Source organism: Gordonia hongkongensis, assembly GCF_023078355.1.
Taxonomy (GTDB): domain Bacteria; phylum Actinomycetota; class Actinomycetes; order Mycobacteriales; family Mycobacteriaceae; genus Gordonia; species Gordonia hongkongensis.
The window spans coordinates 80,596-97,734 of sequence record NZ_CP095553.1 but is presented as its reverse complement, the minus strand read 5'-3'; the positions used below and the strand labels follow the sequence as shown (position 1 = coordinate 97,734).

The window sequence follows — 17,139 nt, the reverse complement described above, 5'->3', positions numbered from 1 at the left end:
ACCTGCGAACGTATCTATGCTGCTGGGTTCAGGTGTCGCGGCTGTCGGGGTTCGATGACTGGCCGTCGGGTCGCGATGTCTTTCGTGCCGCGTAGACAAGTCCGAACGCGATACCTACCGCTGGGCCGACCGCGATCCCTAACGCCAGATTGCCGACCAGCACACCGAATGTAATGCCCAGTGGCACGGCGATCGCAAGACCCACCCCGATTGCAGTGGCCTCCCGTGCACTGTCGCTCACTCGGCGCGCTGGAGTAGTTGGGTATGCAAGTCAGCCATGTTGGTGCCGTAGACGAGGTTGGCGAAGTGGATTGCGCCGGTAGCTGCCTCGAGAGGGTCGTCGCTGCCGGCGATGTCGATGGACAGGACCGCATAGGCGGCTCGGTGGAGGTGGTGGGTGTTGGCATAGTGCCGGTTCTCGGTGAGGCCTCTGTCGACGTTGTGGGGAGCTTCGGCGTAGTGGAACTGCGGATCGGGGGTGGGTGGGATCGGCAGCAGCTTTCACTGATCGGTAATGCTCGTCGGCGTCGGGCGGTCTGATGCCCTGGGTGACCAGGGGAATGGCTGTTGTCACCCACGGCTGGTCGCCGATACCTGCTGCGACGCAGGCTTGTTGCGCTGTCCACACGGCTAGTTCGCGCTGGCGGGCGGCGGGGAGGTTGACTACTTTCTCGGCCAGCTGCGGGTTGGCTGTGTAGACATAGAACGCGCCTGTGTACCAGTTGATCGCTTGCGCGGTGGGGTCTTGCATCTGCATGGGAGTGAAGACCGGCAGGTCCACGATCGGTTGGGCAAACTCGATGTCCGAGAGGTCCTCGACGACGATGCCCGTGTCCCGAGGCTCCTCAGTGGCGTCGGTTTCGGGGGTTGTCCCTCGGGACCGGGCCAGAGCTTGGGAGGTTGAAGGTTCTCACCGGTGTCGGGCCACAGTCGGATGCGCCAGGAGTCGCCTGGCGTGGTGGACCCCGGCCACCCCTGTGCCACGAAGTCTTTGCCGCTGACCTCGGCGATGTAGTCACCGGGGTCGAGATCGTAGGTGAGGGGCTCGGTGGTGGGCGATTCCAGCGTCAGGGTGCCGTCCTCGTCGATGGTGAGGTGGTCCTCGCTGACCTGTTGCCAGTCGTCGCGGTCGCCCCGAGGCCTGCGTTCCCACCTCTGCACGTCGATGACCATGTCGAAGTTGTTCTGATGCGGCGACAGGACCACGATCAACCCGTCTGTGCCCACATTCGCACTCGGTAGCTCGCGTTGAGCCCGCTCCAGAAGTGCCATCTCATCGACATCGAACCGCGCGTTGCCACGCAACAAGAATTGGCCGTAATCCATGGCCAGACGGAACTGTTCGGTGTGCAGGGGCTCCATCGTCCTACTCCTACCCTACGTCCGCCGTCGCTGCTCCGAATCCGGCGTCGATCTGCGCAACCGCGTGATCGCGAGCCATTCAAAAGTCGCGGTAGGTGTACGCCACGCGCTGATGCTGACACGCTCGACGGTCTCGCTGCTGTCCCCCTGCTCGGCGCATAGAGTCGGGTGGTTGTTCCAACAGCGGCTTCGGTACTCGTCGCGCGCACTTCTATCAGAGAAGAGGGATGACCCGTTTCGGTCGAGTTCGTTCACGTGTGGTGGCCCTGGCGGTGGTGCTGTGTGTCGGGATGCTGGCCCCGGCTTGCGGGTTTCAGGAACCGCCGTACCGCAAGAGCATCGACGCCGACGACGCTGCTGATCGCGTCGCAGGCAAAGGGGTGCACGTGCCCGACGGCTTCACGTTTTCCAAGGGCTTCGTGTGGCCGATAAATTCGGTTGGCACCTCGGCATTCGCCATCCGGTACGACGGGCCTGCCGATCAGTTCCGGACGTTGCGGGCCGCCGACGTCGGTCGCGACTTGATCGAGTTCGAGGATCTGCCGTGCGCATCCATCCCCTCACCTGGAGCCAGCGAAGAGCTCGTCGAGCTGGGATTGGTCTGTCCCGCCAGCGGTGGCGCGAGGATCACTCGGACCCAGCGACTGCACGGGGGCCAATCTCTGGATCTTGGTACCCATGCCGTCGTTCTGAACCTCTCCCCGTCGCACACCCAGTTGTTCGTTCTGTACGCGGGGACGTAGCCGAGCCACAGGCGCACAGTCCGGCGACTCGGCTACTGACTTGCTAGCGCAGGCCTTCCCACGCGATCTGGCTGCCGCGTCCGAAGACCTGGAAACTTGTTGATTCCAAGCTCTGACCCTCCTGCCGCTCATCGACTCGGCCTCGATGAGCGCTGTCAGCACGGGCCGGAAAAAGGGAGACCGGTGGTGCGACCTCCTGGGCCATGAACGAGATTGATCCCGGTGCATCATGCGCCGGGATCAATCTCGTTCACCTCGCGATCAGTTGACCTCTTACGGAACGGGGATGCCAGCCTCACGTGGTATCCATCGCTTGCGTGTCCAGAAGGCAATCGCGCCGAGGAACGGTAGCGCTGTGACAATCACAGCCCAGATCGCTCCCCGCAGCCTTCCTGTTGGTTCAGCGGCGACGGACCATAAGGCGATGGGCCACATCACCAGCCAGATGCACACCACACCAGCGCCAACCGCGTAGAGGACTGTGTCTGTGACGAGTCCGTCCATCGTGCAGGTGTTGGCGGTCGCGCAGTCGGCGAGGCCCGCCCCTGCGACCAGCTGCTGTGTACCACTCATCCTTCAACGGTACTGTCTGTCGCCGTCAGCGCTGCCCCTCCCACGGAATCTTGGATGCCGAGCCCCAGCTGAGGAAGGGCTTGGCAACACCGCGGGTCATGCCGGTGTAGCCGACATTGTTGCCTCCGTCAGCCAGGTCATCGGGGTCTTCGATCCAATCGAAGTCGTACACATCTACGACGTGGGCCTGCTGCAGCAGCTTGATGCGGTGCTTACCCGGTTGTCCTGGGTAGGCCACAACCACGGTGGTGCAGCTCAGAGAAAAGTGTCCCAAGGAGTAGTTGAGGTCCCCCGAACCTACGGTGACTGTCCAGTCGGTGAACCCGGACACCTTTGCTGGTTGACCAGTCTGGTCCGCGCGCGCGATCGCAGCCGCTACCGTTCGGTCTCGGTTGTTGGCACGGATCTGGACCGGCGACGGGTACTTGACCCCTTCCGGTCGACTGTCATCGTTCATCCATGCATCGAGCAGTGCGTCGTCAGTGATATGAAAATCGGCACCTGTGTTCTCGTAGTAGTGGTCCCAGAGCGCTTTCGCCGTGGTGTACCCGTGACTGGAGAACCACTGCCCGATCGCCAAGGCCAAGAGCCTGTTTGATTGCTTCAGTTCGCCCGTGGGGTCGGCGATGATGTCGTACTCGCTCAGGTCGACGGGCGGGTAGGCGTTCTTCAACTGCGTTTCCCAGCCGTAGATCTGTTCATCGTCAGCGACGTTCTTGCGTATGCCCTGGAGGAACCCATCCCCAAACAGGCTGATGGTCCCGTTCTGGAACTCCTGCCTCGTACCGTTCTGATCGGTGACGGCTGCTGCGATCGGGTAGCCGTACTGACCCGCTTCATACCCGTAGAACGCCCAGAAAGCGTAGACAGCACCGCTGACCGCGTGCGCACCTGTGTTGGGGTGCCAGTAGATCGCCCCGCCCTGGAAGGTGGTGAAGCGGCCCTTGCCGTCGGGGGCGACGATCTCATCCGAGGTCGGGAACTTCAGGACACCCGTCTGGGCGCCGAGGGCCTTCCACTTGTCATAGATCAGGCCCTGGATCGAGTGCGCTCCGGTGGCCGGCGACCAGTAGATGTGGCCGCCCTGGAACTCCTGGCGGCGGCTGATGCCGTCGGACAGCACGATCTCGTCGGTCTTCGGGTACTTCAGGAAACCGGTTTCGTAGCCGTGGTCACCCCACTTGAACAGGAACTCGTGCGCCACCGGATGCGCGCCGGTGGCTGCCGACCAGTAGATGTTGCCGCCGATGAATTCCGATCGTTTGCCGGTGTTGCCCGGGTTGGTCAGCTCGTTGCTCTTGGGAAACAGCAGGAAGCTCGTCGGTCCTCCCATCTGGTTGTACTTGTCGCGGATCGCCCCGCACACCTGGAACGTCGTGGGCGGGTAGATCTGGCAGCCCGCCGCGACCGCGGCAGTGGTTGCGAAGGCCTGCACGGCCGGCGCGGCGTCCTCGAGGGTGGTGGCCGCGGCCGTGGCCTCAGACGTGGTGTTGTCCTGCATTACGAATACTCCTTGCGAATGGTTAAACCCGTCGCCGTTTGGTGGCGGCGGATGCTCGACGAGGTGACGAGCTAACGACAGGTTGACACCCGCCACCGACAATTACGCATCACTCCAGGCCACACCATGAATTGACACACAAATACGCCAACCGGTGCCACAGAATGCGTTGTGGACACCCGTCCTCCACACAACATCGCAGATCACACAGGACTTTTCATCCCGCCAACAGTGCACCTGTCGGCAGGTTGCGCTACACCTGAGATCAGCTTTACCCCAATTTGTTTGCGGACGAGAGCGGTCAAGTCAGGGTGACGAAGCGCCACCGACCGACCGACGCGTCCTCTACCACCCGACGATCAACCCCGAAATCATCAGAAATGGAGTAGAAGATAATGGCCGACACATTGTTTGCTGATATTTCCGAATGGCAGCCACCTATCGATGACAGCTATCCCTATAAATGGTTATCGATCCGATCGAATGACGGCACATATCGTGACCGGAATTTCGCTCACAATTGGGATACTGCGCGGTCGTGGCTCGACTCGGGCCGGTTGCGTGGGCTCATCGTCTACTGCGTGTACCGGCGCAACTGGCGAGACGTGCTGGCCACCCATCGCCAGATGCAGGGCGAGAACCGTCCCGACGTCGTGTCGATGGTCGACGTGGAATCGTGGGGTGGACAGATCGCCGGCGACAACAGCGATCCGATCAACCGGCTTGTCTGGGGCATCAGCGACTGGCGCGGCCCCCATATCCACGGTCGTCCGCGGCGCGTGATCGGCTACCTCAACCCGCACGACGCCCATATCTGGCCCACCCGCCCCCCGATCGGGTTCGTCGTCCCCTCCTACGGCTCACGGCCGAGGTTTACCGCCACCACCCGCGATCTGGCCGCACAGATGATCGCCCACCAATACACCGACGGCCAGGGCTACGGCAACGGCCTGCCCGAGGGCTACGGCACGGTCCGCTGCGACATGAACGCCGCCAACGGCTACGACCCCGAACAGCTACGCGCCGCCACCGGAATCGAACACGCGGCACGATCACCCGCCCGATAAATCGCAGGCCGCACCCGGCCCTGGCTCGACCCGCCCGGTTTTGTCACCCCCACCTCCTACGGTTCGTACATATGTTCGATACGTCAGGGAGGTGGCATGCGTCCACTGGTCGCTGGCTTCGACAACCGGGCGGGTCACCACTGGGCGGCCCCCGCCGCAGGGACCACCGTGGAGGTCACCGTTGATGCACGCCGATAACAGCGCCCACCTGCGCGCGGCCGCGCGCCGCCGTCACGCCGCCACCCGCCGCCGTGCCCTCGCAGCCCTCGACACCCAACCTGCGCCCACGACTGTCGCAGGACTCGCCCGCGCCGCCGGCGTCGCACGCTCATGGATCTACACCCAACCCGACATCCTCGCCCGCATCAGGGCAGCCCCAATCGAATCTGCGGCACAGAAGCCCACCGCACTCGACGCGGCCACCCCACCCACAGGTAGCCGACACCGTCCGAACCCCAATCTCGCCGCCGAGAACGCCCGGCTACGCCACCAACTCGCCGCCGCACACCGCCAACTACACGCCGCGCAGCACCGTCCAATAGGCCCGCATTGGCCTGACCGCGCCGAGCAGACCTCAATGCCCAGTTTCCGGAAGCGCTGACTCGTCACCTGGACGTTGCCGTTGTCGCCGAGAGGCCATCCAGCGGGCACGCCCCTGAGTCCAGCGGAAGTCGTCGCCTCGCCAGTCCGGGAGCCAGTCAAGATCGACACCGGCGGGAATGCGTGCCCCGCCTAAGCGGCAGCGCAGCGGAGATTCGTTCGCACGGAGATGATTACCTGCGAACTTCCCAGCCTCCGGGGTAGAGCATCATGATCCACATGACACGCACCGACGAGACTTGGCACCGACTGCGGGAGTGGACGACTGGGCAGCCTCCGTCCGAGCGTCTGGCAGCGCTGGTCTTGGATACCGAGGGCTACGAGAGCATCGATCCCTCGCACCCCTTGGGCGGTCCGGACGGTGGAGCCGATGCGCTCGTCAAGAAGAACGGCCAGAAATGGATCATGGCGGTCTACTTCCCCCGGGGACAGCAGACGATCGCCGACATCACATCCAAGCTCTCCGCGGACATCACCTCGGCCAAGAAGAAGGAGGAACACCTGACCGGCCTGGTGTTCGTCACGAACCAAGAACTGCGACAGGCCGAACGCAGAGATCTCGGCCTCCTCGGCGACGGCATCGACATCGACCTGATCCACCTGGAGCGGCTAACAACCATCCTCGACCGCCCCCACATGGCCCAGGTCCGGGAACAGTTTCTGGACATCAAAGTAGGCCCCCGGCCGATCCTCGTGTCGGTTGAGATTCAGGGCACCGCGCGCGCCTTCGATCGCGCCGACGAGGTGCGGGACGCGCTCGTCGAGATCCACGAGAAACAGGTGCATGAAAGCAACGAGAAGAACAAACAACACGCGAGCGAGCCCCGTTCCTTCATGCCACGCAGTGCCTTCGCAGCGATGGGTTACTCGGAGCCGGACCGCACGGTGCTCAGCACCGACCAGCTCGCCGCGAAGGTGACACGCTTCCGTGAACGACTGGCGGCCCGTTGGCCCTCCTGCCAGGACTATCTCGCCCGCATCGCCTGGCCAGCGGTCCACTTCACCGTCACCAACTGCGAAGAGTTGTTTCTGACCGACGTCGAGGTGATCCAGTCGACTGGCGACACAACGAGTCCGGTGATCTGGAAGTCACAATCAACCTTCCCAGGCTTCGGCCCCACCCCCCAGCGCGCCAGGAATACGACGATGTCGTCGTAATCGTGGACGACCCAGACCGCGAGTCGGTCACCGTGACCTACACCGTGACCGCCGAGGGCTACGGAACCGTATTCGAGGGCGATGCCACCGAACTACCAGTCGAGCGGATCGACATGTTCGACTCGCTCAAAGCCGCGATCGCCGCGGCACACCCTGACGAGGACTGACCAGCTGCTCACCGCACCGAGCCGATGGTGCCGTGCTCGTGTTGGACGCCAGGCCGCAGGCCCATCAACGACTATCGCGGGAGCCTGACCCCGCGGCCGCGCGCTCTTCCCGGCGGCGCTGCACCCCAGGACTCGCACAATGTCCGTACACCGGATCGCCCTCTGGGCAAAAGTAAACCCGCCCCCAGAGGGGACGGGCGGTATGGCGATATTGTGCCCCAGACTCGTCAGGTTGCGCAAGTTTACGCAGCCTCGAGGGGCGGCAATTCCTTCGTCCGGTCTCACCACGGAGCGGGTTTGCGAATTGTCCCGACCGGGTCGGGCAGCTGGGCGGCGAATAGATCGGCCGGCTGGAGTTGGTACCACCAGTGATTACCCACGCCGTCGGCCGGGGCGCCGCTCAGACCGCCGGCGGTGTAGTTCTTCGTCGGGTTGACCAGACCAACCGGTACCAGACCGCGGACATGGGCGATCGGGAACTTCAGGTCGCTGTCGTTGCTGATCACCACCACCGCATCAACCGCACCGCTCATCACATCAATGAGCAAATGCGATGCCACGTTGACATCAGAGCCTTTCTCCTCCCGGCGGGCCACCGAGACGAAGAACTGGGCATCCGGCTCATCACCGCCCTGACCGTTCTTGATCATCACCGGCCACCCCGGGCGGGCCACCACCGGCCGGCCCTTCCGGTCCTTGGTCGCCAACGGCGCCACCGCGGTACGCGAGACGTAGTTGCCGTGCTCGATCACATCCACCGCTCCCGACGCCACCAGCGCCCGCAGATAGATCTCCTGCTCCTGGGCTCCAACCGCATTGTCACGGCCACTGATGCGGGCCGTGCAGTAGACCACCCGCTCCACCATCGGGTCATCCCACCCCGACCGCGCAGCAATCACCGCCGCTGACAACGCACGCAGGTCCAGCCACCGCCACCCCGTCGGCGTCCCGACGCATTGGAACTTGCTGCCGTAGTACAGGTTGAACCCATCGATGTAGACACCCACACGCATCGACCCATGATCGCTCACAGCCTCACCCCCACAAACACACCCCGGCCCGCACACTGCCCGGCAGTGTGCGGGCCGGACAGGGAGCACGCATAGGCGACGGCCCCGTCACCGGATGACCTTGTTCAGTGCGATCAGTGACGCGCCGAACGCGGCGCCGCCGGCCAGGACAGCCGCAGCCGGGTCGCGGGAACTCAGGTAGGTCAAGCCGCCCGCCGCGGCGCCGATGAGTACCGCGACCAAGATGATCACGGTGGCACGCACGGTCAGCAGCGTCGGCTCGGTCGACGGGTGTTCAGACTGTGTCATCGGTGGTGATCCTCCTCAACGTCGTATCGGGGCCGCAGCCCCCTGTACGGGCTGCTAGGTCATCGCGGCCCCATCAACCCACGCATTTGCGCAGGTAAAGCGGGCCGAAAAGAAATTTGAGAAAATCCGTGGGTTGGCATCCACGCCCCGACATAGAAGGTGGCGATTGCGTTTTTTGATCGACGCCCCCGGAGCTTGCGGAGGGGGTTGAGATCGAAAAGCGCAACCGGGACCTTCTGGAACAGAGGGCTCGGAACAACGACGACGACGAAACCGGATGGAGGTGAGTGCGGGGTGGACTCTGACACCGACCACGAGTTCGACCTACAACCCGCACGTGCCTGCAACGACGCTGCCCACCCACCCGAGGACACAGACCTCACGGCCTCGGCGATCGACGAGCAAGCAGACCAGGCGCTACCCCAGCTCACCGAAGACGACATCACCGAGGGAGTGCACGCGCGCGACCACGCCGACGTCGACGAGTCTCGCGAACTGCTCCTACGCCACGCCAAGGACGCACACATGTTCTCCGCGGTCCACGCCTCAGGGTTCGTCGGCCGCAACTGGGACCTGCTGAGCAACGAGCTGTCCCGCTACGGGCTGGCCGTGACCACCGCATGGCTGCGCTCAGGGCACATCTTCGCCCTCTCCGCGAACAAGGGCCGAGGGGTGTCCCCCACCGACACCGAACGCGAACAGCTCCGCGACCGCAACTCCGACACCGCCGAGGAAGTCGCGCAGATGGTGGTCATGCGAGCCGTTCTCCTCTTCCGCGCGCAGGCACTCAAAGGCCGCGGATGGAAACCCGATGGCGGCGCGGCGATCACCACCTACTTCATGGGTGCCTGCGTCCTGGCTTTCGCCAGCGAGTACCGACGGTTCCAGACCGAGTGGAAACGCTGGACCATCGACCGCGGGTACCCGCCCGACAATCTGGACCCCAACACCTCACACCACCGCCTGGCCACATCGATCGGCAACCCCGCCAGCATCGTCGACACCGACACCCTCGCACGCGAGATGAACACCCTCAGCGAGACCGACCGGACCATCGTCTGGCTCGCCGACAACGGATACGACCAGGACGAAATCGCCGAGATCTGCAACCTCTCCTCGCGACGCGCCGTTGAAGGCAGGCTCTACCGCCTACGCAAGCAACATCGCGACCGCCGGCGCACCTGGCAACAAGGAGGCACCACGACATGACCACCAACGACGACCACACCGCCAACGAGTTCGCCCAACTCCTCGAACAATCCTCCCTAGGCACCGCCGGAGCACGCGCACTGCGCGCCCGCATCGACCCCGCCACGCCCTACATCCACCGCATCCACGAGGTCCACCAACTCGCCCGGCGCGGCCTCACCACCACACAGATCGCCCACAAACTCGACCTCCCACCACGCGTAGTCGCACTCCTGACCACCCGACACATCACCACCAACGAACACCCCGACACCCAGCTCCCACTCGCGATGTTCCGACTCTTCGGCTCACGATGCCCCGACGACCCCGACGAGTGGTGACACAGATGCGCGGAAATCTGTGACAGGGCACCGGATCGACCCCGATGACGGCCGCACGGAGGCGACCCCACAGCTAAGTCCCCGAAACTGCCACGTCGCGATCCACTGACACGGCTAAGTCGTAGCCCCCCTGAGGACCTCGACGTGGGCGTCGGTTTCGCTTGCGTATGCCGTAGCTTCTACGCGCTCAGCGTCGGTGAATGCGCGAATCTGCGCTGGCCGGCCGGGCGGGCGAACGATGAGAGTGAGGTCGGTGATGTCCACACGACTACGCTTCGGCGCTCGGCGGTCGCTGATCCCGCCGGCAGATTCGATGTTCTCGGTCATGGCTCATCCCTCGTCGTCGACTGTTCTGCGGGGCGGATCGCGCCGGCGGCGACCGTCAGCGGGGATCGAGGCGTGCGATTGCTCGTTGGCGCTGGACACGCGCACCGATACCACTGCCCACCATCTGCCCTGGCTGGTCTGAAGCCAGGCGTGCTGCCAGCCCTGCATGCGTTGCTCGAGGCGCGCGCCGCCGGTCCGGACCCGCAGCGGCACAATGTTGACAGGGGTGAACCCGCCGGCCATGCCCGTCGCGGTCATGTCGACCCATACCGGGCGCGGCGGGTCGAACACCCGCAGCGTCCGCCTGTCATCTCGCAGGACATCGGTGACAGTTCTACATCAAGACATCGGTGACAGTGTTGGGGGTGTAGGTGGTGACACTTCGCCTTGTGGCGGCGCTAGTCAGAGGGCTAACCGTGGGACGTTTGCACGGATGGGTGACAGTCGGGGTGTCGTGCCGCGTTTCCTCCGAGTTGGCCGAACGCACTCGCGTGGCTTGGCATCGGAGGTGCGGTTCTACGATTGCGTCAGGCCTGCTGACTCTGGAGCGCACGCTGGCGAGTACCAGTACCTATGACGATTCGGCCGTCGAGTGTGGCTCGCGTTCATCACTTCCGCCTGGCCTCGGGGGATGAGTCTCGGCAGCTTTCGGGATCTCCTGAGAGTCTGACCGACCGGCGGTCGGATAGTAGTGCCCCATAGAGTGGTGTAACTCGGTGGCCGAGATCGTGTCTGACGCTGTGTTGTTGACCGATGCAAAGCGGCCACCGCGTGATCCTTCGAGTCAAGCTTCCACAGAATCCTCGAGGAGTCATCGCGATGACCGCACCCCATATTGTCGACCCTGCCGGCCTACTCGGCCAAGCCCTCGCAGACGCGTCACCGGATCTGATGCGCGAACTGCTACAGACTATGATCAACGCCCTGCTCTCGGCGGATGCCGACGCCGTGTGCGGTGCCGAATGGAACGCACGATCTGCCGAACGCACCAACCGCCGCAACGGCTACCGTCACCGCCCCCTCGACACCCGGGTCGGCACCGTCGACGTCGCCATTCCGAAGCTACGCTCGGGCAGCTACTTTCCCGAGTGGCTCCTCGAACGTCGCAAGCGGGCCGAGTCAGCGCTGATCACCGTCGTGGCCGACTGCTACCTGGCCGGTGTATCGACCCGCCGGATGGACAAACTGGTCAAGACACTCGGCATCGACTCACTGTCGAAGTCGCAGGTCTCACGCATGGCCGAAGACCTCGACGAGCAGGTCGCCGCATTCCGGCACCGCCGCCTCGACGAAGCCGGACCGTTCACCTTCGTCACCGCCGACGCGTTGACGATCAAAGTTCGTGAGAACAAGCAGGTCGTCAAGGCCGTCGTGCTGCTGGCGACCGGCGTCAATGGCGACGGCCACCGCGAGGTGTTGGGCATGCAGGTGGCCACCAGTGAGACCAAGGCATCGTGGAACACCTTCTTCGCCGACCTGGTGGCCCGCGGCCTGGGCGGGGTGCGCTTGGTGACCTCCGATGCTCATGCCGGGCTCATCGAGGCGATCGCAGCGAACCTGCCCGGCGCGGTATGGCAGCGCTGCCGCACCCACTACGCCGCCAACCTCATGGCAGTGTGCCCCAAGTCCATGTGGCCGGCGGTAAAAGCGATGCTGCACAGCGTGTATGACCAGCCCACCGCCACCGCGGTGCACGAGCAGTTCGACCGGCTCCTCGAATACACCGACGGCCGATTGCCCGAGGTCGCCGACCACCTCGGCGACGCCCGCGAGGACCTGCTCGCCTTCACCGGGTTCCCCGACGACGTGTGGCGCCAGATCTGGTCTAACAACCCCACCGAACGGCTCAACCGCGAGATCCGCCGCCGCACCGACGTTGTGGGCATCTTCCCCAACCGCGACGCAATCATCCGCCTCATCGGCGCCGTCCTGGCCGAACAGACCGACGAATGGGCCGAAGGCCGCCGCTATCTCGGACTCGAAGTCCTCAGCCGCTGCCGACTTACCCTGACCACCGACACCCCAACACCGACGGAGGCGACCACCGATCCACTGATGCAACTACCCGCCTGACCCCCCGAAGGATCAGAAACGAGTTACACCACTACTCGGGGCTTGACCCGGTCGGATACATCACACTCACGCTCACGCACTAGCGCCCAGTTGAGACCGATGACATTGATATGAGGCTTGTTGCCTGGCCAATCTGGAAGTACCGAGGTCGGACTCCCAGATTGGTTGTTACTCAGCAACCCATTTCGACGTTGGCGCTGAGAAGTCCAGACGTATTGCCCTGGCTAATATTTCGGGCGACGACAGTCTTCGCGTCAGAACATGTCTGCGAGTGCTTTTGTTCCGGTCCAGAGTTCGGCGATCGGTGCGCATGCTACGTCAGGATCGGCTGCGGCTGCGGCCTCTGCTTTCTCTCGGTCGGCGTAGATGTTAACGCGGTTGCAGTAGATGACGCGGATATCTCCGCCGTGGGCGGGAGCGAGGGTGAACCACGCCTCGGGATGGGAGAGGTCATCGAACCCGGTCGGGATGACGGTGAAGGTGATGGTGTCTCCCGATGCCGGACAGACAGTCGACGATGGCGCGAAGGTGCCCAGGATGATCGGAAACATCACGATGTCGCAGACGCACCAGTTGTAGAACCGGCGACCGTAGATCTCGGAGATGTGCACCGCCGAACGCTCATCGCAGATCAGGGAGATCCCCGCACCCACGATGTCGCCGGCAGCGTTGGTTTCGAGGTGGTAGTCACGGTCCTCGAAGTAGCGGATCATGCCCGTGTCCCGGTCGGCCTCGGGCAGCATATCGTCGGCCACCGCCGTCGGCAGAGGGCCGTGTTCCATCAGGTAGTTTGCGATCTTGGCGCCCTCGCGAATGAGTTCCTGACCGGCAGGTGTGCGCCACTTCCGCAGTAGCGCCTGATCAACATCGTGGTACTTCGCCTTCTGTGCCGGGGTCATCGTCATAAGTGATCGCCTTTACTGTGAGCGCGGCGGGGATCTGGTCGGCCGCTCTTGCAAAACCCTACCATACGTATGGTAGGGTCCGGGGTGGCCACGAAACCGGAGATACTGGATGCGGCGCTGGCGGTGTTGCGGCGCGGTGACGCGTTGACCATTGATGCGGTGGCGCGGCCGGCTGGTCTGACCAAGCCGGGGGTGGTGCACCACTTTGCCACCAAGGAGGTGTTGACGGTCGCGGTCCTCGATCACCTGCTGGACAGGTGGATTCGCGAGCTGACACATCGAGCGGGAGAGCAAGCGAGCGCCGCGGACAGGCTGCGCGCGTACGTCGAATACACCCTCCTGGGCGATATGGATCCCGCTGATCTCGCACTGCTGGCAGAGCCTCGCCTGCGCGACAAACTGTCCGCGCGGTGGGCGCAGCGCATGAATCCGTGGTTCGGAGAAACCGACGATCCCCAGATCGTCGCGGCCAGACTCGTCGCCGACGGGGCATGGATAGACAGATGTCTGGGCATGCTCGAGCTGTCGAGAGCGCAGCGCCTGTCCGTCGTCGAAGTGGTATTCACGCTGATCGACCAGGAGGGGTCGCACACATGAAGTGGTCATTTCTCGCTGTCGCTATTGCCTTGGAAGTCACCGGGTCGCTGTCGTTGAAGGGCGCCCTGGACACACCAGGGTTGTACGCCCTGGTAGCAGCGGGCTACATCGGTTCTTTCCTTGCCCTGTTCGGGTCACTGCGCAACGGCATGAAACTGGGTGTCGGCTACGGAATCTGGGGCGCAAGTGGAGTCGCGTTGACCGCAGTGATGTCTCTCGTCGTGTTCGACGAGCCGATCACCATCGTCATGGGCCTGGGCATCGTCGTGGTGATGGCCGGTGTACTGCTCGTCGAAGTCGGCTCGCAGATCGCTCAAAAGAACGCGGAGGTCACCCAGTGAACGCACTTGCTCTCGTAGCACTCGTCTGCGCAATCCTCGGTGAAGTGGGGGCCACCATCTCCCTGCGTATGGCTACCACCGGCAGCAGAAAGTGGTGGGTCGCGGTCGCCAGCGGTTACATCTTCGCGTTCGCCATGCTCTCGATTGTTCTGGCCGAAGGAGTCGCACTCGGTGTCGCATACGGTATCTGGGCCGCCGCTGGGGTCGCGATCACCGCGGTACTGAGCCGTGTCTTCTTCAAAGAGCCACTGACCTGGATCATGAGTGTCGGTCTCGTCCTCATCGTCGGCGGCGTACTGCTCATCGAACTTGGCGCAGCACACTGACTGACTAGGAACCTGCGGCGAACGCCCGGCGTTGTTCGCGCACACAGCAGTCATTTGTGGTGACAGCCGGGACCGCATCCCCTGCCGCGCGCTCGGTTCTTGCGCTCCTAGGGATATCCCGCGACCCCCTGTTGCAGGGGTAGCAATCAGACCGGCACCCCCGTCTTCGATTCACACGACGACACTCAACGCTCAGGCAGTGCCTGTTAATGAACCCATTGACCCTGTCGTGCGCCTGGCGATCTCGCAGTGGCCTGATGATGCACCGCGCGGGGCGGTCTCGACGTTCTGCGCCGAACACGGGATATCCCGAAAGTCGTTCTACAAGTTGCGTAAACGAGCGAAAGAAGAGGGGCCCTCGGCGGTCCTCGAACCTCGTACTCGCCGCCCGAAGTCGAGCCCGTCAGCGTTGAGCGATGACGTCAAGTTACAGGCGGTGGCCGTGCGTGCCGCCCTGGAGGCGTCGGGTCTGGATCACGGACCGATCAGCGTGCACGACAAGATGCAGTCGATGGGGCTGGTGCAGGTGCCCTCGACGGCCTCGCTGGCGCGGATCTTCCGCGAGGCCGGTGTCGCGCGGCACGAGCCGAGGAAGAAACCGCGTTCGGCGTGGCGGCGGTTCGTCTACCCGGCGCCGAATGCGTGCTGGCAACTCGATGGCACCGATTACGTTCTCACCGGTGGCCGCAGATGCGTCATCCTGCAGCTCATCGACGATCACTCGCGCTACGCCGTGGGCTCGCACGTGGCCGCAGGCGAAACCGCTGACGCCGCGATCGCCGTGTTCGACAAAGCCGTAGCTGCCCACGGAGTACCCCAACGGCTGCTCACCGACAACGGGCCCGCGCTCAACCCCTCGCGCCGCGGCCGCCTCGGCCAACTCGTCGCACACGTCCGCGCGCTCGGGGTAGAAACGATCACCGGCAAGCCCTACAAGCCCACCACGCAGGGCAAGAACGAACGTTTCCACCAGACGCTGTTCCGCTACCTGGATAAGCAACCGTTGGCCGACACCCTGGCCGAGCTGCAAGCCCAGGTCGATTCGTTCGATCACATCTACAACACCCAGCGACCTCATCAAGGCCTGCCGGGGCGGGTCACACCGCTGACCGCCTGGCAAGCAACAGCGAAAGTCGACGCGCCGCACCCGATCGCCGGTGCACTGCTGTTCGATCGGCCGACCCCGCGACCGCGGCCCGCGCCCCGGCCACCCACCGATCTGCCCGAGGGTGTCCTGGTCAGGACCGTCAGCACCTCGGGCACTATCAGCGTGGACACAGTGACCTACATGGTCGACGTGGACTACGCCTTCGACCAGGTCCTCGTCGCCGCCGACGACAGCACGATCGTCATCGCCAGCACCGACGGCGAAGTCCTTGTCGAACATCCCCGACCGGCTCCCGGAGTCAGCTACGTCGGCAACCGCCGACCTCGCGGCCCGCGTCCCACGAAGACCAGACCGTCACCGAAGTCCTGATGCACCAAGTGTCACCGATGTCCTGACGCAGAACTGTCACCGATGTCCCGATACATCACACCCGCAGCGTCCGCCGATCAGACCACTAATCGAACACCTATTCGAGTCTAGATGTAGGATCGAAGGCACGGGCGCGGACGTCGGGTGAGGAACGGAGGGAAGCCGCCGACCTGGCCGGGGTTCGCGCCCTTTCGCGTCGCCGGGTGAGCTACCGAGGTGTGCGGCCCTCGACAACGGTGATGGCCAGTCGGATGCCGTCGGGGTTGAGGTCGGGGTAGTAGAGGTGGCCGTGGGCGTCGGTCATCTTGAAGTGCGCGATCGAGGTTCCGGGCAGCAGGTGGGCCTTGCAGTGCACGGCGATATCGACGGTCTCGCCCGGCTCGGTGTGCGGGATCGGCGACAGCGCGGGGGTGCTGACCTGGCCGGCTGATCCCAGGGAGCCCAGCCGTTTGAGGTAGCGGTCTTCCCAGGCCACGGTGCCGGCGTTGCGCAGCCGCCAGACCTTGACGAACCGTTCGCCCGGTGCCATGAGCGTGCCGTCGGGCACGGTGACGTCGTCGACCCATTCCGACACGTCGCCGGGGATCGGGCGCGGTTCCGTCGGTGGCGGCGTCTCGGGGGCCTGGGCGGGTGAGCGCGGTGGCCGATTGGAGCGATCTTCGGCGACGACATCGGCGAGGAACCCCGCCAGGATGCCGTCGCCGTGCAGGACGGTGTCGAAGGTGGCGACGAGTTCCGGGCTGGGCCGGAACTTGCCCAGCTCGGTCTGGCTGATCGTGGTGCTCGAGCACTCCGCCTGCTGAGCGAGTTCGGTCTGCGACAGACGGTTGACGCGCCGCAGATAGCGCAGGTGGGCGCCCAGACGTGCCAACGGCGTCTCGGGGGCCGGTAACGGTGTTTCCGGACGGCCACGGCGCCCGCCCGCCGGTCGTTGTGCAGCGTTCATCGTGGCGTCTCCCCCGTACCCCGGGCCAACGGTTCTGGCCCCCGATTATTTTGGTTGTCGCGCTGAAAATAGGTGGTCGGTCATCGTGGTCTCACGAGCAACCTGATCGGTGAAACTGGTTCACCGCG

Annotated in this window: 20 protein-coding genes; 12 read left to right on the top strand and 8 right to left on the bottom strand. The window is 64.2% G+C overall.

Annotation, left to right across the window (positions count from 1 at the left end; translation table 11 throughout):
• Positions 1–28: 28 nt before the first annotated feature.
• A complete protein-coding gene (locus MVF96_RS24800) occupies positions 29–241 on the bottom strand; it encodes a glycine zipper domain-containing protein (protein ID WP_472924657.1) in 213 nt (70 codons plus the stop codon).
• A 1,348-nt stretch (positions 242–1,589) separates the two neighbouring features.
• On the opposite strand from MVF96_RS24800, the gene MVF96_RS24385 reads away from it, so the two are divergent.
• On the top strand, positions 1,590–2,105 hold the full coding sequence (locus MVF96_RS24385; RefSeq protein WP_247452272.1) for a hypothetical protein: 516 nt from the start codon (positions 1,590–1,592) through the stop codon (positions 2,103–2,105).
• Positions 2,106–2,703: 598 nt separating this feature from the next.
• On the opposite strand, the gene MVF96_RS24380 is transcribed toward MVF96_RS24385, so the two are convergent.
• On the bottom strand, positions 2,704–4,179 hold the full coding sequence (locus MVF96_RS24380) for an LGFP repeat-containing protein (RefSeq protein ID WP_247452271.1): 1,476 nt from the start codon (positions 4,177–4,179) through the stop codon (positions 2,704–2,706).
• Between the two features lie 395 nt (positions 4,180–4,574).
• Here MVF96_RS24380 and MVF96_RS24375 point away from each other — a divergent pair, with 395 nt between their 5' ends.
• The 4 genes from MVF96_RS24375 to MVF96_RS24360 all read left to right on the top strand — a co-directional run bounded on the left by MVF96_RS24375 (position 4,575) and on the right by MVF96_RS24360 (position 7,171).
• The gene (locus tag MVF96_RS24375; RefSeq protein ID WP_247452270.1) at positions 4,575–5,246 is read left to right on the top strand and encodes a hypothetical protein; all 672 of its coding nucleotides are present in this window, start codon (positions 4,575–4,577) and stop codon (positions 5,244–5,246) included.
• A 184-nt stretch (positions 5,247–5,430) separates the two neighbouring features.
• Positions 5,431–5,847, top strand: a complete 417-nt coding sequence (locus MVF96_RS24370; protein WP_247452269.1) for a transposase — start codon at positions 5,431–5,433, stop codon at positions 5,845–5,847.
• Positions 5,848–6,065: 218 nt separating this feature from the next.
• Entirely contained in the window at positions 6,066–7,004 is a 939-nt protein-coding gene (locus MVF96_RS24365) for a hypothetical protein (protein WP_247452268.1), read from the top strand.
• Positions 7,005–7,006: 2 nt separating this feature from the next.
• Entirely contained in the window at positions 7,007–7,171 is a 165-nt protein-coding gene (locus tag MVF96_RS24360; RefSeq protein ID WP_247452267.1) for a hypothetical protein, read from the top strand.
• 281 nt (positions 7,172–7,452) lie between these two features.
• Here the strand turns inward: MVF96_RS24360 and MVF96_RS24355 are convergent, their stop codons facing one another.
• Both MVF96_RS24355 and MVF96_RS24350 read right to left on the bottom strand, forming a co-directional pair.
• Positions 7,453–8,184, bottom strand: a complete 732-nt coding sequence (locus tag MVF96_RS24355) for an NYN domain-containing protein (protein ID WP_247452266.1) — start codon at positions 8,182–8,184, stop codon at positions 7,453–7,455.
• Between the two features lie 105 nt (positions 8,185–8,289).
• The gene (locus tag MVF96_RS24350; RefSeq protein ID WP_247452265.1) at positions 8,290–8,490 is read right to left on the bottom strand and encodes a hypothetical protein; all 201 of its coding nucleotides are present in this window, start codon (positions 8,488–8,490) and stop codon (positions 8,290–8,292) included.
• A gap of 294 nt (positions 8,491–8,784) precedes the next feature.
• On the opposite strand from MVF96_RS24350, the gene MVF96_RS24345 reads away from it, so the two are divergent.
• Together MVF96_RS24345 and MVF96_RS24340 are read left to right on the top strand one after the other, a co-directional pair.
• Complete coding sequence (locus MVF96_RS24345) at positions 8,785–9,699, top strand: RNA polymerase sigma factor (protein WP_247452264.1); 915 nt, start codon at positions 8,785–8,787, stop codon at positions 9,697–9,699.
• Positions 9,696–10,019, top strand: coding sequence for a hypothetical protein (locus MVF96_RS24340; protein WP_247452263.1), 324 nt, complete (start codon positions 9,696–9,698; stop codon positions 10,017–10,019). The genes MVF96_RS24345 and MVF96_RS24340 overlap by 4 nt, the downstream gene beginning before the upstream one ends.
• A gap of 114 nt (positions 10,020–10,133) precedes the next feature.
• Here MVF96_RS24340 and MVF96_RS24335 read toward each other — a convergent pair whose 3' ends face one another.
• Both MVF96_RS24335 and MVF96_RS24330 read right to left on the bottom strand, forming a co-directional pair.
• Positions 10,134–10,346, bottom strand: a complete 213-nt coding sequence (locus MVF96_RS24335) for a hypothetical protein (protein ID WP_247452262.1) — start codon at positions 10,344–10,346, stop codon at positions 10,134–10,136.
• 3 nt (positions 10,347–10,349) lie between these two features.
• A complete protein-coding gene (locus MVF96_RS24330) occupies positions 10,350–10,604 on the bottom strand; it encodes a hypothetical protein (protein ID WP_247452261.1) in 255 nt (84 codons plus the stop codon).
• A 561-nt stretch (positions 10,605–11,165) separates the two neighbouring features.
• Between MVF96_RS24330 and MVF96_RS24325 the strand changes: the two genes are divergently transcribed.
• On the top strand, positions 11,166–12,419 hold the full coding sequence (locus MVF96_RS24325) for an IS256 family transposase (protein ID WP_006360337.1): 1,254 nt from the start codon (positions 11,166–11,168) through the stop codon (positions 12,417–12,419).
• A gap of 254 nt (positions 12,420–12,673) precedes the next feature.
• Here the strand turns inward: MVF96_RS24325 and merB are convergent, their stop codons facing one another.
• Complete coding sequence (merB, locus tag MVF96_RS24320) at positions 12,674–13,318, bottom strand: organomercurial lyase (protein WP_247452260.1); 645 nt, start codon at positions 13,316–13,318, stop codon at positions 12,674–12,676.
• Positions 13,319–13,408: 90 nt separating this feature from the next.
• Between merB and MVF96_RS24315 the strand changes: the two genes are divergently transcribed.
• The 4 genes from MVF96_RS24315 (at position 13,409) to MVF96_RS24300 (ending at position 16,065) form a co-directional block, all read left to right on the top strand.
• Positions 13,409–13,921, top strand: a complete 513-nt coding sequence (locus MVF96_RS24315) for a TetR/AcrR family transcriptional regulator (protein WP_247452259.1) — start codon at positions 13,409–13,411, stop codon at positions 13,919–13,921.
• Positions 13,918–14,262 (top strand): DMT family transporter, encoded by a 345-nt coding sequence (locus MVF96_RS24310; RefSeq protein WP_247452258.1) that lies wholly within the window; start codon positions 13,918–13,920, stop codon positions 14,260–14,262. Before MVF96_RS24315 ends, MVF96_RS24310 begins: the two co-directional genes overlap by 4 nt.
• Positions 14,259–14,588: a DMT family transporter gene (locus MVF96_RS24305; protein WP_247452257.1), complete on the top strand. Its 330-nt coding sequence runs from the start codon at positions 14,259–14,261 to the stop codon at positions 14,586–14,588. Before MVF96_RS24310 ends, MVF96_RS24305 begins: the two co-directional genes overlap by 4 nt.
• A 199-nt stretch (positions 14,589–14,787) precedes the next feature.
• The gene (locus tag MVF96_RS24300) at positions 14,788–16,065 is read left to right on the top strand and encodes an integrase core domain-containing protein (protein ID WP_472924656.1); all 1,278 of its coding nucleotides are present in this window, start codon (positions 14,788–14,790) and stop codon (positions 16,063–16,065) included.
• A gap of 208 nt (positions 16,066–16,273) precedes the next feature.
• On the opposite strand, the gene MVF96_RS24295 is transcribed toward MVF96_RS24300, so the two are convergent.
• On the bottom strand, positions 16,274–17,011 hold the full coding sequence (locus tag MVF96_RS24295) for an NBR1-Ig-like domain-containing protein (protein ID WP_247452256.1): 738 nt from the start codon (positions 17,009–17,011) through the stop codon (positions 16,274–16,276).
• Between the last annotated feature and the right edge of the window lie 128 nt (positions 17,012–17,139).

Excerpts from the sequence above, each read along its gene's own strand:
- MVF96_RS24355 (WP_247452266.1), bottom strand. The coding sequence starts at position 8,184 with ATGCGTGTGGGTGTCTACATCGATGGGTTCAACCTGTACTACGGCAGC.
- MVF96_RS24385 (WP_247452272.1), top strand. The coding sequence starts at position 1,590 with ATGACCCGTTTCGGTCGAGTTCGTTCACGTGTGGTGGCCCTGGCGGTG.
- MVF96_RS24335 (WP_247452262.1), bottom strand. The coding sequence starts at position 10,346 with ATGACCGAGAACATCGAATCTGCCGGCGGGATCAGCGACCGCCGAGCG.
- MVF96_RS24350 (WP_247452265.1), bottom strand. The coding sequence starts at position 8,490 with ATGACACAGTCTGAACACCCGTCGACCGAGCCGACGCTGCTGACCGTG.
- MVF96_RS24295 (WP_247452256.1), bottom strand. The coding sequence starts at position 17,011 with ATGAACGCTGCACAACGACCGGCGGGCGGGCGCCGTGGCCGTCCGGAA.
- MVF96_RS24340 (WP_247452263.1), top strand. The coding sequence starts at position 9,696 with ATGACCACCAACGACGACCACACCGCCAACGAGTTCGCCCAACTCCTC.
- MVF96_RS24370 (WP_247452269.1), top strand. The coding sequence starts at position 5,431 with ATGCACGCCGATAACAGCGCCCACCTGCGCGCGGCCGCGCGCCGCCGT.
- MVF96_RS24365 (WP_247452268.1), top strand. The coding sequence starts at position 6,066 with ATGACACGCACCGACGAGACTTGGCACCGACTGCGGGAGTGGACGACT.
- merB (WP_247452260.1), bottom strand. The coding sequence starts at position 13,318 with ATGACCCCGGCACAGAAGGCGAAGTACCACGATGTTGATCAGGCGCTA.
- MVF96_RS24325 (WP_006360337.1), top strand. The coding sequence starts at position 11,166 with ATGACCGCACCCCATATTGTCGACCCTGCCGGCCTACTCGGCCAAGCC.
- MVF96_RS24330 (WP_247452261.1), bottom strand. The coding sequence starts at position 10,604 with ATGACCGCGACGGGCATGGCCGGCGGGTTCACCCCTGTCAACATTGTG.
- MVF96_RS24310 (WP_247452258.1), top strand. The coding sequence starts at position 13,918 with ATGAAGTGGTCATTTCTCGCTGTCGCTATTGCCTTGGAAGTCACCGGG.
- MVF96_RS24380 (WP_247452271.1), bottom strand. The coding sequence starts at position 4,179 with ATGCAGGACAACACCACGTCTGAGGCCACGGCCGCGGCCACCACCCTC.
- MVF96_RS24375 (WP_247452270.1), top strand. The coding sequence starts at position 4,575 with ATGGCCGACACATTGTTTGCTGATATTTCCGAATGGCAGCCACCTATC.